Source organism: Pseudomonas atagonensis, from assembly GCF_011369485.1.
In the GTDB taxonomy this organism is placed as follows: Bacteria; Pseudomonadota; Gammaproteobacteria; order Pseudomonadales; family Pseudomonadaceae; genus Aquipseudomonas; species Aquipseudomonas atagonensis.
In genome coordinates this window covers 27,653-48,641 of record NZ_VXCA01000006.1, presented here as the reverse complement: position 1 = coordinate 48,641, position 20,989 = coordinate 27,653, and the positions used below count along the sequence as shown (strand labels likewise).

Annotated in this window: 13 protein-coding genes; 6 read left to right on the top strand and 7 right to left on the bottom strand. The window is 62.2% G+C overall.

All coding sequences use genetic code 11. The features are described 5' to 3' along the window. Nucleotides 1-4 precede the first annotated feature (4 nt). The 3 genes from F2P67_RS04590 to F2P67_RS04580 all read right to left on the bottom strand — a co-directional run bounded on the left by F2P67_RS04590 (nucleotide 5) and on the right by F2P67_RS04580 (nucleotide 9,002). On the bottom strand, nucleotides 5-6,373 hold the full coding sequence (locus F2P67_RS04590) for an Ig-like domain-containing protein (RefSeq protein ID WP_166217909.1): 6,369 nt from the start codon (nucleotides 6,371-6,373) through the stop codon (nucleotides 5-7). Nucleotides 6,374-6,428: 55 nt separating this feature from the next. After that, the gene (locus F2P67_RS04585) at nucleotides 6,429-7,274 is read right to left on the bottom strand and encodes a sulfotransferase (RefSeq protein WP_166217907.1); all 846 of its coding nucleotides are present in this window, start codon (nucleotides 7,272-7,274) and stop codon (nucleotides 6,429-6,431) included. Between the two features lie 141 nt (nucleotides 7,275-7,415). Further along, nucleotides 7,416-9,002 (bottom strand): glycosyltransferase family 39 protein, encoded by a 1,587-nt coding sequence (locus F2P67_RS04580; protein WP_166217904.1) that lies wholly within the window; start codon nucleotides 9,000-9,002, stop codon nucleotides 7,416-7,418. Between the two features lie 237 nt (nucleotides 9,003-9,239). On the opposite strand from F2P67_RS04580, the gene F2P67_RS04575 reads away from it, so the two are divergent. The 6 genes from F2P67_RS04575 (at nucleotide 9,240) to F2P67_RS04550 (ending at nucleotide 16,257) form a co-directional block, all read left to right on the top strand. Next, on the top strand, nucleotides 9,240-9,827 hold the full coding sequence (locus tag F2P67_RS04575; protein WP_166217902.1) for a phage tail protein: 588 nt from the start codon (nucleotides 9,240-9,242) through the stop codon (nucleotides 9,825-9,827). Nucleotides 9,828-9,885: 58 nt separating this feature from the next. After that, complete coding sequence (locus F2P67_RS04570) at nucleotides 9,886-10,197, top strand: DUF6916 family protein (protein ID WP_166217899.1); 312 nt, start codon at nucleotides 9,886-9,888, stop codon at nucleotides 10,195-10,197. A 178-nt stretch (nucleotides 10,198-10,375) separates the two neighbouring features. After that, a complete protein-coding gene (locus tag F2P67_RS04565) occupies nucleotides 10,376-12,445 on the top strand; it encodes a type VI secretion system Vgr family protein (RefSeq protein ID WP_166217897.1) in 2,070 nt (689 codons plus the stop codon). Beyond that, nucleotides 12,442-13,290, top strand: coding sequence for a DUF4123 domain-containing protein (locus F2P67_RS04560; protein ID WP_166217894.1), 849 nt, complete (start codon nucleotides 12,442-12,444; stop codon nucleotides 13,288-13,290). The genes F2P67_RS04565 and F2P67_RS04560 overlap by 4 nt, the downstream gene beginning before the upstream one ends. Then, nucleotides 13,287-14,060, top strand: a complete 774-nt coding sequence (locus F2P67_RS04555) for a hypothetical protein (RefSeq protein ID WP_166217891.1) — start codon at nucleotides 13,287-13,289, stop codon at nucleotides 14,058-14,060. The genes F2P67_RS04560 and F2P67_RS04555 overlap by 4 nt, the downstream gene beginning before the upstream one ends. A gap of 13 nt (nucleotides 14,061-14,073) precedes the next feature. Continuing rightward, complete coding sequence (locus F2P67_RS04550) at nucleotides 14,074-16,257, top strand: lipase family protein (protein WP_166217888.1); 2,184 nt, start codon at nucleotides 14,074-14,076, stop codon at nucleotides 16,255-16,257. A 1-nt stretch (nucleotide 16,258) separates the two neighbouring features. Here the strand turns inward: F2P67_RS04550 and F2P67_RS04545 are convergent, their stop codons facing one another. Genes F2P67_RS04545 through F2P67_RS04530 form a run of 4 tightly spaced genes read right to left on the bottom strand, consistent with a single transcriptional unit; the run spans nucleotide 16,259 to nucleotide 20,960 of the window. After that, complete coding sequence (locus F2P67_RS04545; protein ID WP_166217885.1) at nucleotides 16,259-16,756, bottom strand: GNAT family N-acetyltransferase; 498 nt, start codon at nucleotides 16,754-16,756, stop codon at nucleotides 16,259-16,261. Nucleotides 16,757-16,767: 11 nt separating this feature from the next. Beyond that, nucleotides 16,768-18,864, bottom strand: a complete 2,097-nt coding sequence (locus F2P67_RS04540) for an efflux RND transporter periplasmic adaptor subunit (protein ID WP_166217882.1) — start codon at nucleotides 18,862-18,864, stop codon at nucleotides 16,768-16,770. Next, nucleotides 18,865-20,184, bottom strand: coding sequence for an efflux RND transporter periplasmic adaptor subunit (locus F2P67_RS04535; RefSeq protein ID WP_166217879.1), 1,320 nt, complete (start codon nucleotides 20,182-20,184; stop codon nucleotides 18,865-18,867). Then, nucleotides 20,181-20,960, bottom strand: a complete 780-nt coding sequence (locus tag F2P67_RS04530) for an efflux RND transporter periplasmic adaptor subunit (protein ID WP_166217875.1) — start codon at nucleotides 20,958-20,960, stop codon at nucleotides 20,181-20,183. Before F2P67_RS04530 ends, F2P67_RS04535 begins: the two co-directional genes overlap by 4 nt. Nucleotides 20,961-20,989: the final 29 nt, after the last annotated feature.

Genomic DNA, 20,989 nt, shown 5'->3' with positions numbered 1-20,989 from the left:
TTGTTCAGGCCGGAATTTCGCTGATGCCGACCTGTTGCAGAGCCGCCGCCAGGTTGTCCACCCGGTGCTGCTCGGTATCTTTGAGCTGTTGCAATTGTTGCCCCAACGTCGGCGCGCCAAAAACGCCGCGCAGGCCCTGGGAAACATCGCCAGCCTTGAGCGACTGGCTGCCGAAAGCATTCAGCGAATCACGCTCGGCGGCGCTGTTCTGGTTGAACAGGCTCGCCAGTGTGCTGCTGCCGAACACCCCACCGTCGCCGCCACCGAAACCGAGGAAGCCATGGCCGGAACCGTCACCGCCACTGTCGCTGCTGGTAAAAACCTGCGCGATAAAGCTCGGACTCAGCGCGCCGTGATTCATGAAAATGTCGCCGAGCGGCCGGATACCGTTGCCGATCACCCGTTGCTCGAACAATGGGCTGAAGGTCAGCGGAGAACCGAGATCGCCGGATGGCGGGGTAAAAATGATCGGTTGCAGCGGCACATTCGGCGGCGGTGGCGACACGACTGGATCGCTGCTGCGAACCAGCGGATCCGGAATCACGACATTGATCCGCGTGGTGGGCACTGTATTGATCGCGTAATTGTTGGAGCTGCTGACACCGCTGCCGCTGTTGCCTGACAGATCGCTGACGCCGGCGCTATTGAAGCTGATCGCATTGTTGGCGCTGTTGACGTTGGCGTTCGGCGTCAGGGTTGCGGTCCAGGTCTTGCCGCCGTCGCTGCTGCTCAGGTTGGACAGGGTGCCGTTGCCGACGCTGATGTCTGACAGATCAAAACCGCTGACTGCCTCGTTGAAGGTGATGGTCACCAGCGAGGTCTGGCCGACGCCCATGTTCGGGTTGGCGATGACGACCGTGGCTGTCGGCCGTTCGCTGTCGAGGGCGTAGTTGTTCGACACCGCCACCGTGCTGCCGGCGTTGCCCGCAAGGTCGGTGACGTTGCTGGTATCCAGCGCGATGAAGTTGCTTGGGTCGGTGACATTGGCCGTCGGCGTGAATGTCGCGGTCCAGGTCTTGCCGCCATCGCTGCTGCTCAGGTTGCTCAGGTCGCCATTGGTCACGCTCAGGTCGGACAGGTCGAAATTGCTCACCGCCTCGCTGAAGGTGAACGTCACCGTGGTGGTCTGGCCGATGCCCAGATGTGGATTGGCGACGACGATGTCCACCGTCGGCCGGGTGGCATCAAGGATGTAGTTGTTGGAGATGGCAATGCTCGCCCCCAGGTTTCCGGCCAGATCCTGAACGCCGGCGGTGTCGATCAGGATCAGGTTGGTCGGGTCGTTGACGTTGGCAGTCGGCGTAAAGGTCGCTGTCCAGGTGACGCCGCCGTCGCTGCTGGTCAGGTTCGACAGCGCACCGTTGGCGACGCTGATGTCCGACAGATCGAAACCGCTCACCGCTTCGCTGAACGTGATGGTCACCGTGGTGGTTTCACCGATGCCCAGCCGATTGTCGGCAACCACGATGGTCGCGGTCGGCAGCGCGGTGTCGATGGCGAAGTTGTTGGAATCGGTGGTACCGACGCCGCTGTTGCCCGACAGGTTGGCGACCCCGACGTTGTTCAGGGTGATCAGGTTGGTGGCGTCAGTGATATTGGCCGTCGGCGTGAAGGTCGCCGTCCAGGTAATACCGCCGTCACTGCTGCTGACGTTGCTCAACGTGCCGTTGGCGATGGTCAGATCGCTGTTGTCGAAACCGCTGACCGCTTCGTTGAAGGTGATGGTCACCAACGAGGTTTCCCCGGCCTTGAGCGAGGTGTCGGCAACCACGATGGTGGCGGTCGGCACTTGGGTTTGCACTTGGTAGTTGGCCGAGCTGGTGGTGCCGGTGCCGGTGTTGCCGGCCAGGTCGGTGATGCCGGTGTTGTTCAGGACGATCAGGTTGGTGAGGTCGGTGACACCAATGTTCGGCGTGAAAGTGGCCGTCCAGGTGATGCCGCCGTCGCTCGACGAGACATTGCTCAGGGTGCCGTTGGCGACGCTCAGGTCAGAGTTGTCGAAACCGGTTACCGCTTCGCTGAAAGTGATTGTCACCAGCGAAGTTTCACCAGGACGCAGGCTGGAGTCGCTCATGACAATGGTCGCGGTCGGGCGCTGACTGTCGACCGCATAGTTATTGGAGTCGGTGGTGCCGCTGCCGGCGTTGCCCGCCAGATCGGAGATGCCGGTGTTGTCCAATGTAATCAGGTTGGTTGTGTCGGTGATGCCTGCCGCCGGGGTGAACGTTGCGGTCCAGGTGATGCCGCCGTCACTGCTGCTTACTGCACTCAGCGTACCGTTGGCGATGATCAGATCGGCGTTGGTGAAACCGGTCACCGCCTCGCTGAAGGTGATGGTCACCAGCGAGGTCTGGCCGACGCCGAGCGCTGTGTCAGCAACCACGATGGTCGCGGTCGGACGCACCGTGTCGATCGAATAATTGTTCGAATCGGTGGTGCCGCTGCCGGCATTGCCTGACAGGTTTTGCACGCCGGAGTTGTCCAGCGTGATCAGGTTGCTGGCGTCGGTGATGCTGCTGGTCGGCGTGAACGTGGCCGTCCAGGTAATGCCGCCGTCGCTGCTGCTCACCGCGCTGAGCGTGCCGTTGGCAATCGTCAGGTCAGCGTTGGTGAAACCGGTGATCGCTTCGCTGAAGGTGATGGTCACCAGCGAGGTTTCGCCGATTTTCAGCGAGTTGTCGGCAATGATGATGGTCGCGGTCGGCACCACGGTGTCGATGGTGTAGTTGTTGGAGTTGGTCGTGCCGCTGCCGGCGTTGCCCGACAGGTCGGAGATGCCGGTATTGGCCAGGGCGATCAGGTTGGTCGCGTCGTTGACGCCCACGTTCGGGGTGAAAGTTGCCGTCCAGGTGATGCCGCCGTCGCTGCTGCTCACTGCCGTCAGCGTGCCGTTGGCAATGGTCAGATCGGCGTTGGTGAAACCGCTGACCGCTTCACTGAAGGTGATGGTCACCAGCGAGGTTTCACCGGCAGTGAGGTTGCTGTCGGCGACCACGATGGTCGCGGTCGGACGCACCGTATCGATCGCATAATTGTTGGAATCGGTAGTGCCGCTGCCGGCGTTGCCCGACAGGTCGACGATGCCGGTATTGTCCAGCGTGATCAGGTTGGTCGCGTCGGTGATGCTGGCGCTCGGCGTGAACGTCGCGGTCCAGGTGATACCGCCATCGCTGCTGCTGACCGCGCTCAACGTGCCGTTGGCGATGGTCAGGTCGGCGTTGGTGAAACCGCTCACCGCTTCGCTGAAGGTGATGGTCACCAGCGAGGTTTCGCCGATCCGCAGGTTGTTGTCGGCCACCACGATGGTCGCGGTCGGGCGCACGGTATCGATGGCGTAGTTGTTGGAATCGGTAGTGCCGCTGCCGGCGTTGCCGTTCAGATCAGCGATGCCGGTGTTGTTCAGGGTGATCAGGTTGGTCGCGTCGGTGATGCTGGCGGTCGGCGTGAACGTCGCCGTCCAGGTGATGCCGCCATCGCTGCTGCTCACCGCCGTCAACGTGCCGTTGGCAATCGTCAGGTCGGCGTTGGTGAAACCGGTGATCGCTTCGCTGAAGGTGATGGTCACCAGCGAGGTTTCGCCGATTTTCAGCACGGTGTCTGCGACCACGATGGTCGCGGTCGGCCGTGCGGTGTCGATGGCGTAGTTGTTGGAGTTGGTGGTGCCACTGCCGGCGTTGCCGGCCAGATCGACTACCCCTGTGTTATCCAGAGTAATGAGGTTGGTGGTGTCGGTAATGCTGGCGGTCGGCGTCAGCGTGACAGTCCAGGTGATGCCGCCGTCGCTGCTGCTCAGTCCGCTCAAAAGGCCGTTGGCCACCGTCAGGTCGGCGGTGGTGAAGCCGCTGACCGCTTCGCTGAAGGTGATGGTCACCAGCGAGGTTTCACCCGCCGCCAGACTGGTATCGGCAACGACAATGGTCGCGGTCGGCCGCACGGTGTCGACCACATAATTGGCCGAATCGGTGGTGCCACTGCCGGCGTTGCCGGCCAGGTCGGCGATGCCGGTGTTGTCCAGAGTAATGAGGTTGGTGGTGTCGGTGACGCTGGCGGTCGGAGTGAAGGTTCCGGTCCAGGTGATGCCACCGTCGCTGCTGCTCACTGCCGACAATGTGCCGTTGGCGATGGTCAGATCAGCGTTAGTGAACCCGGTGATCGCCTCGTTGAAGGTGAACGTCACCAGCGAGGTATCGCCGATTTTCAGCGCCGTATCGGACATCACGATGGACACGGTTGGCCGTGCGGTATCGATCGCGTAATTGACCGAGTTGGTGGTGCCGACGCCCGCCACGCCGTCGCTGATCGCAACGACACCAGTGTTGTCGAGGGTGATCAGGTTGGTGCTGTCGGTAATGTTGTTGGTCGGCGTGAAAGTCGCGGTCCAGGTCAGGCCGCCGTCGCTGCTGCTGACCGATGTCAGCGTGCCGTTGGCGATGGTCAGGTCGGCGTTGGTAAACCCGGTGACCGCCCGGCTGAAAGTGATGGTCACCAGCGAGGTTTCGCCGATTTTCAGGGCCGTGTCCGACATCACGATGGTCGCGGTCGGTGGTTCCACATAGGCGGTGTTGAGTGTGCCGCCGTTGTTGTAGATCGCCGCGAAGGCCAGCGGTACAGAGCCCGTCACACCGCCGCCCAGTTCTGCGCCGCCTGAGCCACTGCCGGCCGCGTTGCCGCTGATGGCGCTGAAGTTGGCGGCGGTGATCAGTACCGTGCCGCCTTGGTTCCAGATCGCGCCGACACCCCGGCCGCCGTCGCCGCCGTTGAGGTTGTTGCTGCCCTGACCACTGCCACCACCACCGCCGCCGCCCGCGCCGATGTTGTTGCTGATGACCGAGGTGCCGACGATTTTCAGGGTACCGGTGGAGGCGTTGTAAATACCGCCGGCCGCGTTGCCGCCGACGCCGCCGACCTTGTCCCAGCCAGAACCGCCACCGCCGCCGCCAATGGAAATCGTGCCGTTGCTGGCGGTACCGCCATTGCCGCCGTTGCTGTAATAGGACACGCCCACACCGCCAGCGCCGCCGGTGCTCGAGCCACCGCGGCCGCCCATGTGCGTTGCGTCGTAGCCACCGCCGTAACCGCCGACGCCGCCGCTGCCGGCCTGGCCACCCAGCGTACCGGTGCCCGGCCCGGCCGTACCGCCATGACCGCCACCCTGACCACCGAGGCCACCGCCACCGCCACCACCGCCGCCGTAGTTGGCGCCCGTGACACCCCCACCGCCGCCACCACCGGCCGCCGCGTTACCGGTGACCGAAACGTTATTCAGCGTGAGAATGCCGGCGTTGAAAATCCCGCCGCCCAGGGCGCCGGTCGCCCCGTAACCGCCATTGCCGCCGTTGCCGGAAACCAGGCCGCGAGTGATCACCAGACCATCCAGCGTCACCGTGCTGCCGGAGGTGATTTCCACCACACGGGTTCGGTACTGCCCGTCGAGGGTGACGTCGGCGACGCCATCGTTGTTCAAGTCGCCATCGACGGTGATGTTCTTGTTGATCAGCAATTCCGAGGTGAGCTGCACCGTCATGCCGCTGCTGAAGGTCACGATGTCGCCGTTCTGCGCCGAGGCCAGCGCGGCGCGCAGCGAGCCGACCCCGGTATTGGCATTGTTGGTGGCGGTCCAGGTGGCCAGGCCCCACTGGTATTCACTCATCGCCTGGGTCGACAGCACATTGGCGCTTTCGATGGTGCCGGTGGCGATTTCCAGATCCCAGTCGCCACCGACGCCGGTGCGGTTGTTCGACGCTGCCACATCGCGGCCGGTCAGTTGCGCCAGCGAATCGACGAAACTCAAACCGCGCTGACCCTCGGCGGTGTAGCAGCCGTAGATCAGGATGTCGCCGCCGGCATTCATGTCCTTGCCGATTTCGGCGAGGATCGCACTGCGTTGCGCGACGTTGTCGGCCGAGAGATAACTGTCGCCCAGCCACAGGTCTCCGGCATTGCCGTGAGCGATGATCTGCACCGAACTGACGCCCTGATGCTGATCCAGATAATCGGCAATCTGCTGCAAGCCGTCCTTGCTCGCGTCAAGCTTGACCACTTGTGTGCCAGGCGCGACCCCTTTGAGCAGGCTGTCGGCGTCCTTGACCCGCGAATCGACAAACACCACGCTCTGGCCCGGCACCGCAACCGGGCTGGCGGCAGGGGTGGCGTCGGCCTGACCGTGGGTATCCTTGCTGACCGACGGGTGATCGGCGGTTGGCGTCTTGGCCGCGTCCGCCGTGGGGTGGCTGTCGGCCTGGGCTGCGGTGTCGGCCACGGTGGCGGCGACAGCGCCGTCGAACAGCATGCGCGGTTCCAGCGGCATGATCATCGGCGTCGCCAGCGTGCGTTGGCCTGCGGTTCCCTGCGCTTGTTTCTTGCTCCACCACATGTTGCTCACCCGGACTCGAACACAGTTGTTGATGCATCAATGAAAAACGCCGCGATCAACTGATCGCGGCGTCGGACTTCATACGAATGACATTGGCGGCGCTGGCTGAGCCATCGAGCCAGAAGGACAAATCGGCGTATTGCTTGAACAAGTCCGGCGGCAGGATGGTGCGCCGCGATTGCAGGGCCACCTTCGGTTTGACCTTGTGCAGACCGGCCACGCCGAGGGCTTGATCGAATTCCGGGGCGTCATAGGCGAGGTGTTCGAAATCGTGTTCGAACCATGGCTCGCCAATAAACTCGTAGACCAGCCGCAGCACCCGCTCCGGGGCCTGGGTCAGCAAGTCATAGTCGATGATCAGCAGCGAATCGGCGTGTTCGCCGTAATAGGCTTCCTTGAGCGCCGCCCAGGCAAAACCGACCAGGCGATTGCGCTGGGCGAGGGTTTCGCAGCGGCTGTAGACGGTGTTGCGCTCGACGGCATCGCCGAACAGCTTGGTGTTTTCATAAGGATTGGCGCGGTACAGCCGCTCGAGGCTGTCCATCACCCAGGCGACGTTGCGCACACAGGCAATGACCTTGGCCCTGGGAAACAGGTCGTTGATCGCCGGCAGTCGGGCGCTCCACTGGCGGTTGGTGTCGAACACCACCGGTTTGTCGGCCTTGTCGGCATAGAAGGAGTCGAAAACCCCGCGCAACAGACGACGGCGCATCGGGGTGTCGATGACCGCGCCGAATTCGCTGCCGGCGCTGCATTGTTCGAGGATTCCGGAAAACAGCGAGCCCACCGGGCTGGTCATCCCGGCATGAAAACGCGGGTTCTGCAAAAGGATTGCAGAAAGCAGGGTGGAACCTGAGCGCGGCAAGCCGGAGATAAAGTGGAACTGCTGCAATCCCTTCACCGTAATCGGAAGTCCTTTTGTCCGACAAAGCGTAGCTCAAGGAAATGCCTTCGACTAGTGGTGTTTTGATATCAAATCGGAGCAAATCTGGCTCGAAAAGACAGTTCGCCGCATGAGCTCGAAGATGAATCGTTTAAGCACTCATCCCCCCGGTTTCCCGGCCCCTGAGCGCACATACAGACGCGCATAGGCGCCGCCGGCATGGACATCGCTGGTGCGCTGCCACCCGGCAGGCAACGGCGCGAACTCGTCCGGCTCATCGAGGGCACCGATCAGCCAGACCCGCTCACTGGTCTTGGGCAGATCGGCGAGATGATCGAGATACACCGCACTATCGACCAAGGTGCCGAAACCGTATTCGTTCGGTCGCGTCGAACGGCCATCGGCGGCGGGCGGCGTGTACAGGCGCACCTCGGTATCGGCGCGGTTGTAATAGACGTAACTCAGGTACCAGAGCATGTCGCTGGTGACGATCCGGTCGCCGCTGACAAAGTGCTGGTTGACGTAATTGACCATCAGGTTGAACTGGTCATCGGGATCGACCGTGGCGTTGGTGTTCACGCCAACCATTTCCACCCCGGCCACGGCCATCAGAGCGGCCATCGCGACAAGCCGCGCGCGGCTGAACATGCGGTCGATGGCCAGACCGACGAGCATCGGCAAGCCCAGCGCGTAAGCCGTGAGGTATCGCTCGATGAAAACCGGCGAAATAAACGACACCGCAAACACCAGCAACAACGGCACGCCGGTGTACAGCGCCAACAGCACGCTGCCACGATTGACGCTGCGATCGCGGGCCACCGCCACGCCCGCCAGCGCCAGCATCGCCAAAGGCCCGGCACCGAACACCAGCAACGGCAGGTGCTCGCCGTCCTCCTGAATCAGCCACGTCCAGATCATCGAGGGCAACGATGCGAGGGTGACAGGATCCTCCCAACCGACATCGCCCCCGGCCTTGAGCTGATCCATGTGCTGCATCAGCCCGAACAGGTTCGGCAGCCACGGCAGGTAAATCAGGACGATGACGACATTGGCCAGCCACCAGTCCGGTCGCTGGATATGCCGCAGACGATAACCGCGTTGCAGGCGGATCAGGCCCAGGTACAGCCAGTGGCTAAGCGCAGCCAGCACGGCGAAATAATGGGTGTAGAGCGCCGCGCTCATCAGCAGCGCGTAGAGCACCAGATAACGCTTGCGCTGCGGCTTTCTCAGCCAGTAGACCAGCGCCAGCGTGGCACCGAGCAGCAGCAACCCGAGCAGCGAGTACATGCGCACTTCCTGGCTGTAGCGCACCGCCGTCGGCAACAACGCCAGCAACACTCCGGCAATCATCGCCGCGCGCCGCGTGGCCAGGCGATCCACCAGCCACACACCGACGCCGACGGCCGCAATGCCAGCCAGAGCGCTCAGGCTGCGGATCGCCAGGATGCCGTCACCGAACAGCCCGATCCAGCCATGGAGCAACATGAAATACAGCGGCGGGTGGACGTCGAAAGCGGCGTGGTTCCAGATGTCGCCCAGCGAATAATTCGCCAGCAACAGACTCGACCCTTCGTCACCCCAGATCGCCGCAGCTGTCAGGTCATAAAAACGCACCAGCGTCGCCAGCAACAGGATCGGAATCAAGCCATGCCGGCGCGCCCAGCGCAGCAACCGCCGCAGGTGCGCACCCGGTGCGGCAAACGGGTCCTGAGTATCGCCCAGCGGTGTTTCACGACGCGCTTCCATCGGCTCCCCTTGTTGTCAGCAGTGCAAAACCGGCCCCCGGCCTAGCGCTCACTCTAGGCCAGCAACGAAGACGATGCGCGGTCTCGACGACATCCGGCAAGTCCGCTGATCCGGGTCTACGCTACGGCATGGCGTGACCTGCCCGCGCATGGAGAAGGCGTCAACAACGCGTTTCGACTGCCCGGCAACAGGGCAACCGCGCGGGGCGCCGACCACACAACAGAAGGATGAGGAACCATGGAAGTCTTTATGGGTACGATTCAACCGTTCGCCTTCAACTTCGCCCCCAATGGCTGGGCCTTGTGCAACGGACAAACCCTGAGCATTTCGCAATACAACGCGTTGTTTGCGTTGCTGGGCACCTACTACGGCGGTAACGGCACGACCAACTTTCTGCTGCCCAACCTGCAAGGTCGCGTGCCTGTAGCGCAGGGTAACGGGCTGGGGCTGACGCCGCGTGTCATCGGTCAGGTGTATGGCACCGAAAGCGTCACCGCCACCATTGCCAACATGCCCAACCACACCCACGCCATGACGGGTCTCACCGCCAACACCGCGCTGCAACTGGCGGTACCGGCGAGCAATCCGGCGACCGTACCGACCGCCACCAACGCCTACATCGGTGCCTCTAGCGGCGGCCCCGGTTCGGCAAACATCTATTCCGATGCCCAGGGCGCCACACCGGTGCCTCTCAAAGGTGTGACCACCACCGTCACCGGGGACATTTCCTCGACCGGTGGCAGTCAGCCGCTGCCCATCGTCAACCCGTCTCTGGTCGTCAACTTCAGCGTTGCCCTGAACGGAATCTTTCCGTCGCGCAACTGAACAATCGTCCGGGGGCTTCCGGCCTCCGGGCTTTTCGTTTCTTCTCTGGAGCCAGACCATGCTGCAAGCGGTTCAGATTCAACACGCCCAGGCACTGCTGGGACAACAACTCACACTGCACCTGCCGGACGGCCATGCACTGCCGATCAAGATCGAACACCTCGATGAGGTGCCCGCCGCGAAAACCCGTTTCAGCGAACGCATGCCCTTCTGCCTCGAATTCAACAGCCTGGTGCCGACCGAGTTCGTCGACGGCCTGTGCGCACTGGAACTGCCGGAGCTTGGCCGGGTGGAGGACATCTTCGTCTCGCGAGTGCCGGCAATGGGCCGGGATCCGCAGTTGGGTTATTTCTGTATTTCCTTCAATTGATGCGCCATCAGACCCTCACAGCCTATGTGCAGAACCGTGTAGGAAAAATCTGTAGGAATAAGACAGCACCCTTGTAATCCGGGCATTTCAACCCATTTTTTCAGGAAACGTCCGACATCATTTCGCAGGTCACCTTGATAGCGTTGTTCCGAATCTGTCACAGGACAAGGAACAACGGATGTTCAATGCCAGCGAACGCTTTAGCCTTACGACCGACGACTTTAAACACGATTTTCAGGTGCTGTCCTTCACCGGAAGTGAAGCCATCAGCGAACCCTTTTCCTTCGAGATCGAACTGGTCAGCACAAGGCCGGATGCCGTTCTTCCAGGCCTGATGCACCAACAGGCCTATCTGGCTTTCGATGAACAGGGCCACGGCATCCACGGACAGATCCAGCACATTGCCCGGGGTGACATCGGCAAGCGGTTGACGCGCTACAGCCTGACCCTCGCCCCTCGGCTGGCCAACCTGCGGCTTCGCGTCAATCAACGGATTTTCCAGCACCTGAGCGTTCCGGGAATCATCGCCGAGATACTCAAGGAGCATGGCATCCACGCAGACCTCTACCTGTTCCAGCTCGGCCAGCCGCTGCCGGATCGCGAATACTGCGTGCAGTACAACGAATCCGACCTGCACTTCATCCAGCGCCTGTGCGAGGAAGATGGCTTGCACTATCACTTCCGGCACAGCCGCGACAGGCATCTGCTGGTGTTCGGAGACGATCAGACCCTATTTCCCAGGCTCCCTCGCCCAACCCTTTATAAGCCGCACAACACGATGGTCGCCGACAGGCCGGTGATCCAGCGCTTCGATTTCCGTCTCGACACCCGGCCCAACCATGCCTCCAGTCGCGCCTACGATTTTCAAAAGGCACGGATAGCGCTGGAAGCGGATGCCCTGCAATCCGGTCAACACCTGCAGCCCGATCTTGAGGTCTACGAGTATCCGGGACGCTACCTCGGCCGCGAACACGGCAAGCGCCTGGCCCGGCGGGCCCTGGAGCGTCACCGCGCCGATGACTGCCTGGGTGAAGGCGACAGCGATGAACCGATGCTGGTGTCCGGGCATTTTCTGTCCCTGGCCGACCATCCCGATCCGGCATTGAACGACCTGTGGTTGCTGACCGGAATCCGCCACGAAGGCAAGCAACCGCAAGTTCTGGAAGAAACCGGCAGCCACCCGCCACCCAATCCTGAGAACGCGTTCATCCAGGGCTATCGCAATCACTTCACGGCCACGCCGTGGGAGGCGATCTACCGCCCGCCGCTGCGCTACCGCAAACCCTGCATCGGCTCGACCCAGACCGCCTTGGTCACCGGCCCGGCAGGCGAAGACATTCATTGCGACCGCTATGGCCGGGTCAAGGTGCAGTTCTTCTGGGATCGCGACGGCCGGCAAGACGACAAGAGCAGTTGCTGGCTGCGAACCGCCACGAGTTGGGCGGGTAACGCCCACGGCAGCGTGATCGTTCCGCGAGTGGGCATGGAAGTGCTGGTGACCTTTCTCCATGGCGATCCCGACCAACCGGTAATCAGCGGTTGCCTGGCCAACAGCGCCACCCCGGTGCCCTATGAATTGCCGGCGCACAAGACCCGCAGCGTGTTCCGCTCACGCAGCTCGCCGGACAACAGCGGTTTCAACGAGCTGATGATCGAAGACCGCGCAGGCCAGGAGCTGATCTACCTGCGCGCCCAGCGCGATCTGCAACTGAAAGTCGAGAACGACAGTCATCTGGAGGTTGGCAACGAACGCCGGGAAACCATCAGGGGCAACAGCTTCAGCGTGCTGCATGGCGAAGAACACCACACCCTCACCGGTGATCGCAAAACCCGTCTCAAGGCCAGCGACTATCTGCACGTCAACGCCGACAGCCACACCCGGATCGGTCAATCACTGACGCTCGAAGCCGCTGGGCAAGTCAGCTTCAGCGCTGGCGATCATCTGGTGCTGGAGGCCGCGAAGAGCATCAGCCTGAAGGTCGGTGGCGAGCATTTCGTGCTCGATCACAGCGGCCTTTTCGGCAGCAGCGAGCTGCTGATCGGCGGCACGCCCGTGCCCTTGTTGCGCGTCCCACTGTTGCAGCCCGAGGGCATCGAAGACCTGTCGGCAGCGGCGCCTTTGCCGCCACTGGTGGCGCCCTCGCAACAGGCGTTGATGGCTGCCAGTAAAACCCTGGGGGCAGACTTCTGCCCGATCTGCGAAGCCTGCCGCGCAGGTGCCTGCGCGATTCGGGGGGCCGCCGCATGACCGACGCCCCCGTGCAGCGCTGGCTGATCAAACAACACTGCGCCGAACGTCTTCTGTGCCTGGTGCTCGACTCGCAGAATGAGCGCGACATGCGCCAGCGCTGGTTGAAAAGCAGTCGTTACGACCAATACGCCAGCGTCTACAGCGAAACCGCTGTCGCCGAACTGGCCGACACCGGCCCGTTCGTCTTCACCTTCGACCAACCCGACGACCGTCGCCTCGACGCACTGCTCGACAGGCCGGACAGCCATTGGGGCTGGCTGGCCAGTCTGGGCAAGGGTGAGTTGAAAACCTGGACCCGCCACTGGCAAGAACGACTGATCATCGGTAACCGCCCGCATCAGGCGCTGTACCGCTTCCACGACAACCGCGTACTGAGCCGGGCGCTGGCGCACCTGCCGGTCGAAGCATTGCCGGCGTATCTCGGCCCGGCGATCAGCGTGTGTTGTTGGCAGGGCTCGCACTGGCAGATGACCGACAACCCGGCGCCGGGCAACTACCCCGTGCCGGACGCACCACCATGGCTGAAACTGCCGATGCCAGATGAGCCAGCCATGGACATTCGTCTAGCCAACGCTCATCGCTTTCTGCTCGCCGAACACGTGCAGGCCTACGCCGAACTCGCGTGTTCTCAAGATCCGAACATCTGGCTGCGCGAACAGCTGGCACTGGCCGAAACGTGGGGGTGGCTGGCGCCGGAGCGGCTTGAGTTTCTGCTGATCGAGAGCCTGCACACCCCGGACCTGGCGCCCCACTGGCAACCCCACCCGGACGAAACGCCGGACGAACACTTCGACCGGGTTTACCTGTTTTCGAAGAGCCGGAACACGGAGGTGCCTTCATGAAGATTCCGCTCAGAAGCATCGGTTTGATCGGCTGCTTTGCGGCACTGGGAGGCTGTAAGACCGCACCGCCCAACACGTTCAAATTCACAGCCGATTTGCCGCCAGGATTTGCCTACGTCGCAGCAGTTTACTACGCCCCCGAGAAGGGCCAGACCTGCACCCTCGACAGACGCGACAACCTTGCCCCGGTGTTCAACAGCAAGTGGCGCACGGACTACAAACCGGATGCCGAAATCACGATTCGCAAGACGGTTAAGGGGTGTCCGTTGGTCGTGAGGCGAATCGAGCTGGAGATTAATTCGAGCTACGGCAAAACACGGGGCGATTTCAGTGGTGACGAAGCCATGGTTTTCATCCGTGATGATCTGGAGGAGCAGTTCAAAGGTGTATTCAACGAAGCCGGTGAAAGCACCTTCCACGGTCAGTGTGAGTGGTGGTTCCGCACCTCGGGCAAACCACGAATTCTCAGAAAAATCCTTGATTGCAGAACAGTCGATGCCTCGGGAGCGCGTGCTTACGGTAAGACCTTCGGGGCTTTTAGCCCGGATCAACTACTGGGTAAAACCGTGAGGATGAAGATCACTCTGGCAGAGCAAGAGAAACCCGGATGGGGGGATACGTGGGTGAAAGTACCGAATGGCTGGAAGCGATGCCTGGGTCATGGATATGACGATCCGCATGCCTATTGCAACGGCAATTACACCGACTTCAGCACATTCAAAATGCCTGATGGCCGCATCTGCAGCATTTACCCCACCTGCACCGAATAAAGGAGAGCTCAACATGTCATCACTTGAGGAAGAACTTCAATCTCCACTAGGTAGCCGCAAGTTGTCCTGCCCGGAGAGCGGAAGATGGACCAGTTTTCAGTTGGTCGATGAGTCAAGTTCAGGAGCGCCGTATGCTGGCCTCGCCTATTTCGCAACGGATTCAGAAGGGATGAGATACACGGGACGTCTGGATGCCGCTGGCATCGGAAAAGTAGAGAACCATTTTGCCGGGCCGATTGCTCTGTTGTTTAGCCAGAATTTTGAAGGAGTAGAGAAGCTCTATAAGGATCTGCAGACAAGAACTCACTACCCCCTACCAATTACAGAACTTCAGGTACGAGCCGAGAAAACCCGCTACCTGAATCTAGATACCACTCGCACACGCGAAAGACCCGAAATCGCTAACGGTGCGGATTACTTTCAAGTCGAAGTCCGTCATCTGGTCAGACATGCCTCGCACCTGCCACCCGAGGTGTATCGCAGTTATCCCCTCGACTCCGGGTGTGCAGCCATCATGCGCGAACATGGAAAACATGGCGTTGCCCTGATGCCACAACGTCATACGGTTCTGGAGGTGCGCCCGCTACGCGCACTGCGACCGATGTTATCCACAGCTCCGGAGTTCTGTGCACTCAATCTGTACCAACTCGCCTTGATGACGACCCTGAGTTACTGCCCTTTCGGCCAGGATCCCGAAATCCCCTCCGACGAAACCAGAGCCGTGAAGTTTCCACTACAGCCCAGCGTCGGCAATTGGTTCGGCGATGCACTGCCCAAAGGAGAGGAACTGTGGAAAGTCGACAGTGCTCAGACCAACGCTTTTTACCCACTCTATGAAGATGTTCCTTACTCCAGAAGGCTGGAAATCATCCCGTTTGATCCGAGCCTCTATGCAATTAACAGACATACACCAGAACATGATCCGGAACATCCGGCCGGCGTCCACTTCCTCGACGATGTCGGAAGAGGGGACAGCACCGACACCCAAGCCTTCATCACCCACAATGACGAACTGATCCTGATTGCCGTGCGCGGCACCGCCGAGATAATCGTCGATGGTCTGCGTGATGCCGATGCCCTTCAAGTGCCGTTCGAGGAAGGCGCCGGTCAAGTGCACCGGGGGTTCTATGAAGCGGCGCAGAAAGCCTATGACTTTGCCGTCAAATACCTCGAAAAGTTCTACACCGGCCAAACCCTCCTGATCTGCGGCCACAGCCTCGGCGGCGCTATCACGTTGCTGCTGTCCGAAATGCTCCGCCGCCGACCCGAGGGCTACAACATCCAGCTCTACACCTACGGCGCCCCCCGCGCCGGGGACGCGGATTTCGTCAGGGGCGCAGCCGATCTCGTGCATCACCGCATGGTCAACCACAACGACCCGGTGCCCAGCGTGCCCGGGAGCTGGATGAACACCAAGGCCGACCTCTACGGCGCCGGGGCGGCGCTGACGTTCGTCAATGTGCCGGTAGGGCTGTCGGTGTTCGTCGCCGGCATCACCAACTGGACCGGGGAAGCCTATGACCATCACGGCAGCCTGCGGCACGCCATGCCGGTGGAATTCGGGCGCCAGCAGATGTCGTCGATCCTGTGGGAGCCGGGTTGCGACACCATCACCCAGCATGCTGCGTGCGATGTGGCAATCCGGCAGCGCCACGGTCTGCCGGATCGACCGACGTTGCTCAAGCAGATTTTCGACGCCGGGCACCACTCGATGACCGGTGCGTATATTCCGGCGTGCTGGGCGGCATTGCGGCGTTGGCAGGAGGCGCTGGAGACTCGGCGTTCGCTGGTCACCGAGCGGGAGTTCGCCGTGGTGGAGTCCGCCCTCGAGCGCATCACCGATCAACTGCGCACCCGACGCAACAGTTTGCCCGGGCGCCCGGACAGCTACGTTCGCAGCCAGGCCAACACCCTTGAGGCGCTTAATCGGGAAGTCGAAAAAGTCCGCGTGACGCGGGAGCGGCTGGCCATCCTCCGCCACCGGCGCATCACCGCTCAGGACGTGTATGGCGTACTTGCAGAACAACCGGAAGGTCTGGCCGAAAGCCTGCCGCGCTGGCAGGCCCACCCGGAAAACCTCGCCGCACATCAACTGGCCATGGCGCCGGATGCCGCGGAGGATGATCCGTTGTTGGCGACACTCTACGGCCACAAAATCGGCGCGCCGCACACCTTCGACATCAATTCGATTATCTGACTCAACCCTGCGGATACCACACCATGCGTTCCGCCGCCGGATTGCTCTCTTGCACCGCAAACCCCAGCGCCAGGTAATGCTGGCGCGCATGGGGATTATTGGCCCAGACCACCGTCGCCACCGGGCAGCGAACCTGTTGCGCGGCTTTTTGCACGCCTTGCAACACCGCGCGACCGTAGCCCTTGCCTCGCGCCTGAGGGATAAAAGCGATGTACAACACGCGGATTTCGTTGGGGCCGAAGTCGGTACTCAGTGCGCCGATGGCCGTGCCGAGTTTTTCCACGACGTAGTGCATGGCATTGGGATGGTTTTCACCCACGCCCTGCTCCTGTACCTGAAATTGCTGGGCGATCACTTGCTGCACCACTTCCTGCTCGCCGTCGATCCATTGCAGATCCGGACGTGCCGACTGGTAGAGACTTTGCAAAAACGGCCCGTCGGTGGCGCGCGAGGGCCGCACCACCAGGCCGTCTGCCGCCACCGCTGTGTTGTCCGCCATGTTCATGCTCCCTAGAAACCGCTTTCCCTGACCCCCAGCGCCGCCAACCGGCGCCAGGCCACGCCGAGCACCGACTCGCCGCTGCCCTGCAACACCACCACACCGCGCAACGGCTGCACTGGGGTCGATGCCTGATCCAGCGTAGTCAAACGCACGCCGTATTGCGCCTGCACCGGTTCGGGCCGTTGCTGCTGATCGCGGCGCACGGCAATCGGCCCGTGGTGATCAGACGTCAACGCCTCCTGATCGACATAAGCCACACCGTTGGTATCGATTTCGTCCAGCTGCACGGTCAGTGCCGCGTGCATCGGATCATCGGCGATGAACCGCCCGGTCGCGCCGGACTTGACCCGCCACAGCTCGGCCTCGGCCAGATAACCGCGCAACCGCGCGCCGTCCTCGACCACCCGCGCCAAGGCATCCTTGCTCGACAGCCAGCGGCCGACGCTCAGGTTCGGCAGCAGATCGCGCACCGTACCGGCGTGCGGCGCGCGCAGCAGCAAGCGTTCGCGCTGAGCGGTGAGCCCACGGAATTCGGCGACCGCCTCGGCGAGGCGCTGCTCGATGATGCCGGCATCGGCGGCGGTTTCGCTGCGGCCAGCCTGACGGCGCATCAGCAACTGTTGAATCTGGATCTCGCGACGGACGATGGCCTGCCGCGAATCAAGATCCGGCGACTCCAGTTCGATCAGCACATCGCCCTGAGCCACTGTCTGCCCGTCCGTTACCTTCAGCGCTTTGACCCGCGCCGCCACCGGCGCATGCAAGGCACTGGCACGCCCGGCTTCAAGCATCGTCGGCAGCTCAACAGCGCTGCGCCACGGCACGATCAAGGCCAGCAACAAACCGAGTACCGCCAGACTGCTCAGTAGCACCCGCGGCCCATGCGCCTGTTCACGGCGCGCCCACCACTGGCGCCACTCACGCATGATCGGCAGAAAAATGAACCACACCAGTTCCACCAGCATCAGGAAGATCCCCAACACCTTGAAGAACAGGTGATAGACCGCCAGCGCGATCCCGAAAAACAACGCCGCACGCCACAGCCACGAGCCGTACCCCCAGATCAGCAAACGCCGTTGCATCTTCGGCGACCAAGGCTCCGGCGCAGGCGCGCCGTAGCCGAACAAAAACTCACGCAAGCGCCAGCGGCACAAGGCGAAAGCCCGGCCCTGAAGGTTGTCGACTTCCCACCAGTCACTGATCAGAAAATAACCGTCAAAGCGCATGAACGGGTTGAGATTGACCACCAGCGTGGTGATCCACGTCGCACTGGCGAGCATGAACGCCGCCGTACGCCCCGGGCCATCGGGCAGCAGCGACCAGGCCAGCAGCGCGATACACGCCAACAGCAACTCCGCGAGCACACCGCCCGCCCCGATCAGCAGTCGCGCACGGCGATCATTGACTCGCCACGCATCGCTGACATCGGTGTAGAACATCGGCAGCAGCACCATGAATGCCACGCCCATGCTTTGCACCCGGCAACCCGCGCGTTTGGCCATGAATGCATGGCCGAACTCGTGACACAGCTTGGCAAAGAACAGCGCCACACCGAACGCCAGCGCCCCACCGAGGCTGAACAGGTGCGGAAACGTGCCGACAAAACGCTGCCAGTCCCGCGAGACCAAAAACAGGCCCAGGCCAAGCGTAGCCGGCAAGCCGTAACGCAAAAGCTTCGGGCCAAAGCGCTGCAGCCATGGCCAGGCACGATTGAGAAACGCGTCCGGGCGCCACAGCGGAATGCGGAAAAACAGGTATTGATGCAGGAGGATCTGCCACAGGCTTTGTTTCTGCGCCAAGGCCTTGAGTTGATAGCTGGCGCGCTGTTGATCGTCGAGCGCACTGATCAGATCGTGACCGCGCAGAAACGCCAGCAACTGCTCAAGCTCGCTGCCGTCCAGCGGCAGGCCCGGTTCGCGATTGGCGGCGCGCAAGACTTGCTCGGCCTCACCCAACGACCAGTGGCGCAACAGGCGCATCGCTGCCGCGCCCAGTTTGAAATAACGTCCGCGCACCGGGTCGGCGAGGGTCCAGCGCGGCGAACCGTCCAATGCCGGCGCCGCGGGCGACAATTGCAGGTCGGCACGCAGGCTCGGCAGGTGCATTTACAGGCCTACGCTCTGGCGCAGACCGGCCAGAGGCCGACGCAGCAGGTAGAGCGCCAGCGGCGCACGGTCGCCAAAGATTTTAGCGGTGCCGCGCAGACCGATACGCGGTGGGACGTCGGCGAATTTCGCGTCCAGGCGGTACGCCAGTTGCCCACCGGCCGTCGGTTGCGCCTCGTAGGCCGAGCGCTCCAGCGAGGCAAGATGACGCTTCAACGGATCGCTGTCGAGAAACAGCGCAATGTCGGCCCCTGGTTCCAGCGAAATCGCATCGCCCACGGCCAGTTCGATGCGCAATTCAGCCTGGTTCGGGTCGGCAATTTCCATCAAGCGTTCGCCGGTCTGCACCGGTTTGCCGGTCAAGCGCTCGGCATCGGCAAACACCGCGATACCGTCCCGTTCGGCGCGCACTTCGCTGCGATTGAGCAACTCACGGGCGTAATCACGTTCGGCGCGTTTCTGCTCGGCGCGGGCGGCGAGCAAATCGACTTTGGCACTCGATTCGGCATCGGCAAACGAGCGTTGGGAATTGGATTTCAGTTCAGCTTCGGCCACCCCCAGTGCCCGCTCGGCGACGTCGGCCTGCGCCTTCAGCGTGGTGCTTTCGAAACGCACCAGGACGTCGCCGGTTTTCACCGGCGTGTTGGGTTTGACCAGAAATTCGGCGATCACCCCATCCAGCGGCGCCGCCACCACGCGCCCGCCCAAGGGCACCACTTCAGCCGGCGCCAGAACTGACTGGCGCACCGGAATCAGCAGTCCGAGCAACAGCACCGCGACCAGCGCCACCTGGCGTTTACGCGTCCAGCGCAACCGCCACGGTTTGCGCGGCTGCAGCGACAGCCACGCGTGGCTGTAGGTATCGCCGAGTTGCGAGAGCAAGACTTGTTCGGAAGGGTTCCACGGCACATCGCGGGCCAGCCATAAACCGCCGAACACCTGACCTTCGCGATCAATCAGCGGCAGCCAGAACACCTGCGCAGCGGACAAGCTGCGCCAGTCCGCCTGAATCGAGTCGCTGACCAGCTCTGGAGTAATCACCCGGGCCTGTTTGAGTACATCCTGCTTGAACAACTGCGCCACGGCTTGCTCGACGAATGCCACAAACGGCGCGTTCGGTTCGACTGCACTGACGCCCGTCACCGCTTGCACCTTGCCGGCAATCAACAATGCCGCATGGCGAAAACCGAACAGCGACTGGCCATCGTTGACCAGGCTGTAGGCCAGTTGCGAGGCGTCACGGGCCGCGCGGGTCTGGCGTTCAAGGTCAAGAAACCGTGCGAACACCTGCTCGGCGCCACCACTTACCGGGGCGTTCACTTAAGCTCCGGGAAACGTGCGGTGCCACTCATGCCCGCCAGCAAACCTTTGGCTTCGGGCAGTGTTGCGACCAGCAACAGCGTCTGACTGCCCTCGTCGATCCGCGCGCCGAGGCGTTTTACAGTGGCGTCGATCGGCTGGCCGGTCTCATCGGGAACGAAGCTGAAGGTCTGGCCGGGCTTGAGCCGGGCCATCCAGCGCGACGGCACCAGCAAATGAATTTCCAGGGTGCGGTTGTCGACGACATCGAGCAGCGGCGCGCCGGCCGGCACGCTTTCATAGCGCTGCACCTTGCGCTCGACCACTTGCCCGTCGAACGGCGCAACCACGCTGCAACGTTTGACCTGCACCTGATAAACCTGGGATTGCGCCTGGGTCTCGCTGACTTTGGCCTCGGCCCGCGCCACTTCGAAACGCCCGACGGAATTGAGTGCCGCCAGTTGCTTGTTGTGCGCCAGCTCTTCACCTGCGCCACGACTGGCCGCCTGCGCCGCATTGAGCTGAGCTTGATAGGCCGAGCAATCGAATCGCGCCAGGGTATCGCCCTTCTTGAACGACTCGCCCTCGCTGAACGGCAATTCGACAATCCGCCCCGACAACTCACTGGCCAGCGTCGCCTGATCCCGAGCGCGCAACACACCCCGCGCTTCACTGCTCGCGGCGGCCGCAGCGGACGCCGGGCTATCCAGCAGCGGATCGTCTGGCCCGGGCATTTGCGCCTGAACTGCACACGTTATTAAGGTCAATCCGAGAACCCAACCACGAAAACGCCGCATAACCGCTACTCCCTGACGGATGTGCGGAG

Coding starts and splice junctions, on each gene's coding strand:
- F2P67_RS04555 (WP_166217891.1), top strand. CDS start 13,287: ATGAAGATTCCGCTCAGAAGCATCGGTTTGATCGGCTGCTTTGCGGCA.
- F2P67_RS04530 (WP_166217875.1), bottom strand. CDS start 20,960: ATGCGGCGTTTTCGTGGTTGGGTTCTCGGATTGACCTTAATAACGTGT.
- F2P67_RS04540 (WP_166217882.1), bottom strand. CDS start 18,864: ATGCACCTGCCGAGCCTGCGTGCCGACCTGCAATTGTCGCCCGCGGCG.
- F2P67_RS04590 (WP_166217909.1), bottom strand. CDS start 6,373: ATGTGGTGGAGCAAGAAACAAGCGCAGGGAACCGCAGGCCAACGCACG.
- F2P67_RS04565 (WP_166217897.1), top strand. CDS start 10,376: ATGTTCAATGCCAGCGAACGCTTTAGCCTTACGACCGACGACTTTAAA.
- F2P67_RS04550 (WP_166217888.1), top strand. CDS start 14,074: ATGTCATCACTTGAGGAAGAACTTCAATCTCCACTAGGTAGCCGCAAG.
- F2P67_RS04560 (WP_166217894.1), top strand. CDS start 12,442: ATGACCGACGCCCCCGTGCAGCGCTGGCTGATCAAACAACACTGCGCC.
- F2P67_RS04545 (WP_166217885.1), bottom strand. CDS start 16,756: ATGGCGGACAACACAGCGGTGGCGGCAGACGGCCTGGTGGTGCGGCCC.
- F2P67_RS04575 (WP_166217902.1), top strand. CDS start 9,240: ATGGAAGTCTTTATGGGTACGATTCAACCGTTCGCCTTCAACTTCGCC.
- F2P67_RS04580 (WP_166217904.1), bottom strand. CDS start 9,002: ATGGAAGCGCGTCGTGAAACACCGCTGGGCGATACTCAGGACCCGTTT.
- F2P67_RS04570 (WP_166217899.1), top strand. CDS start 9,886: ATGCTGCAAGCGGTTCAGATTCAACACGCCCAGGCACTGCTGGGACAA.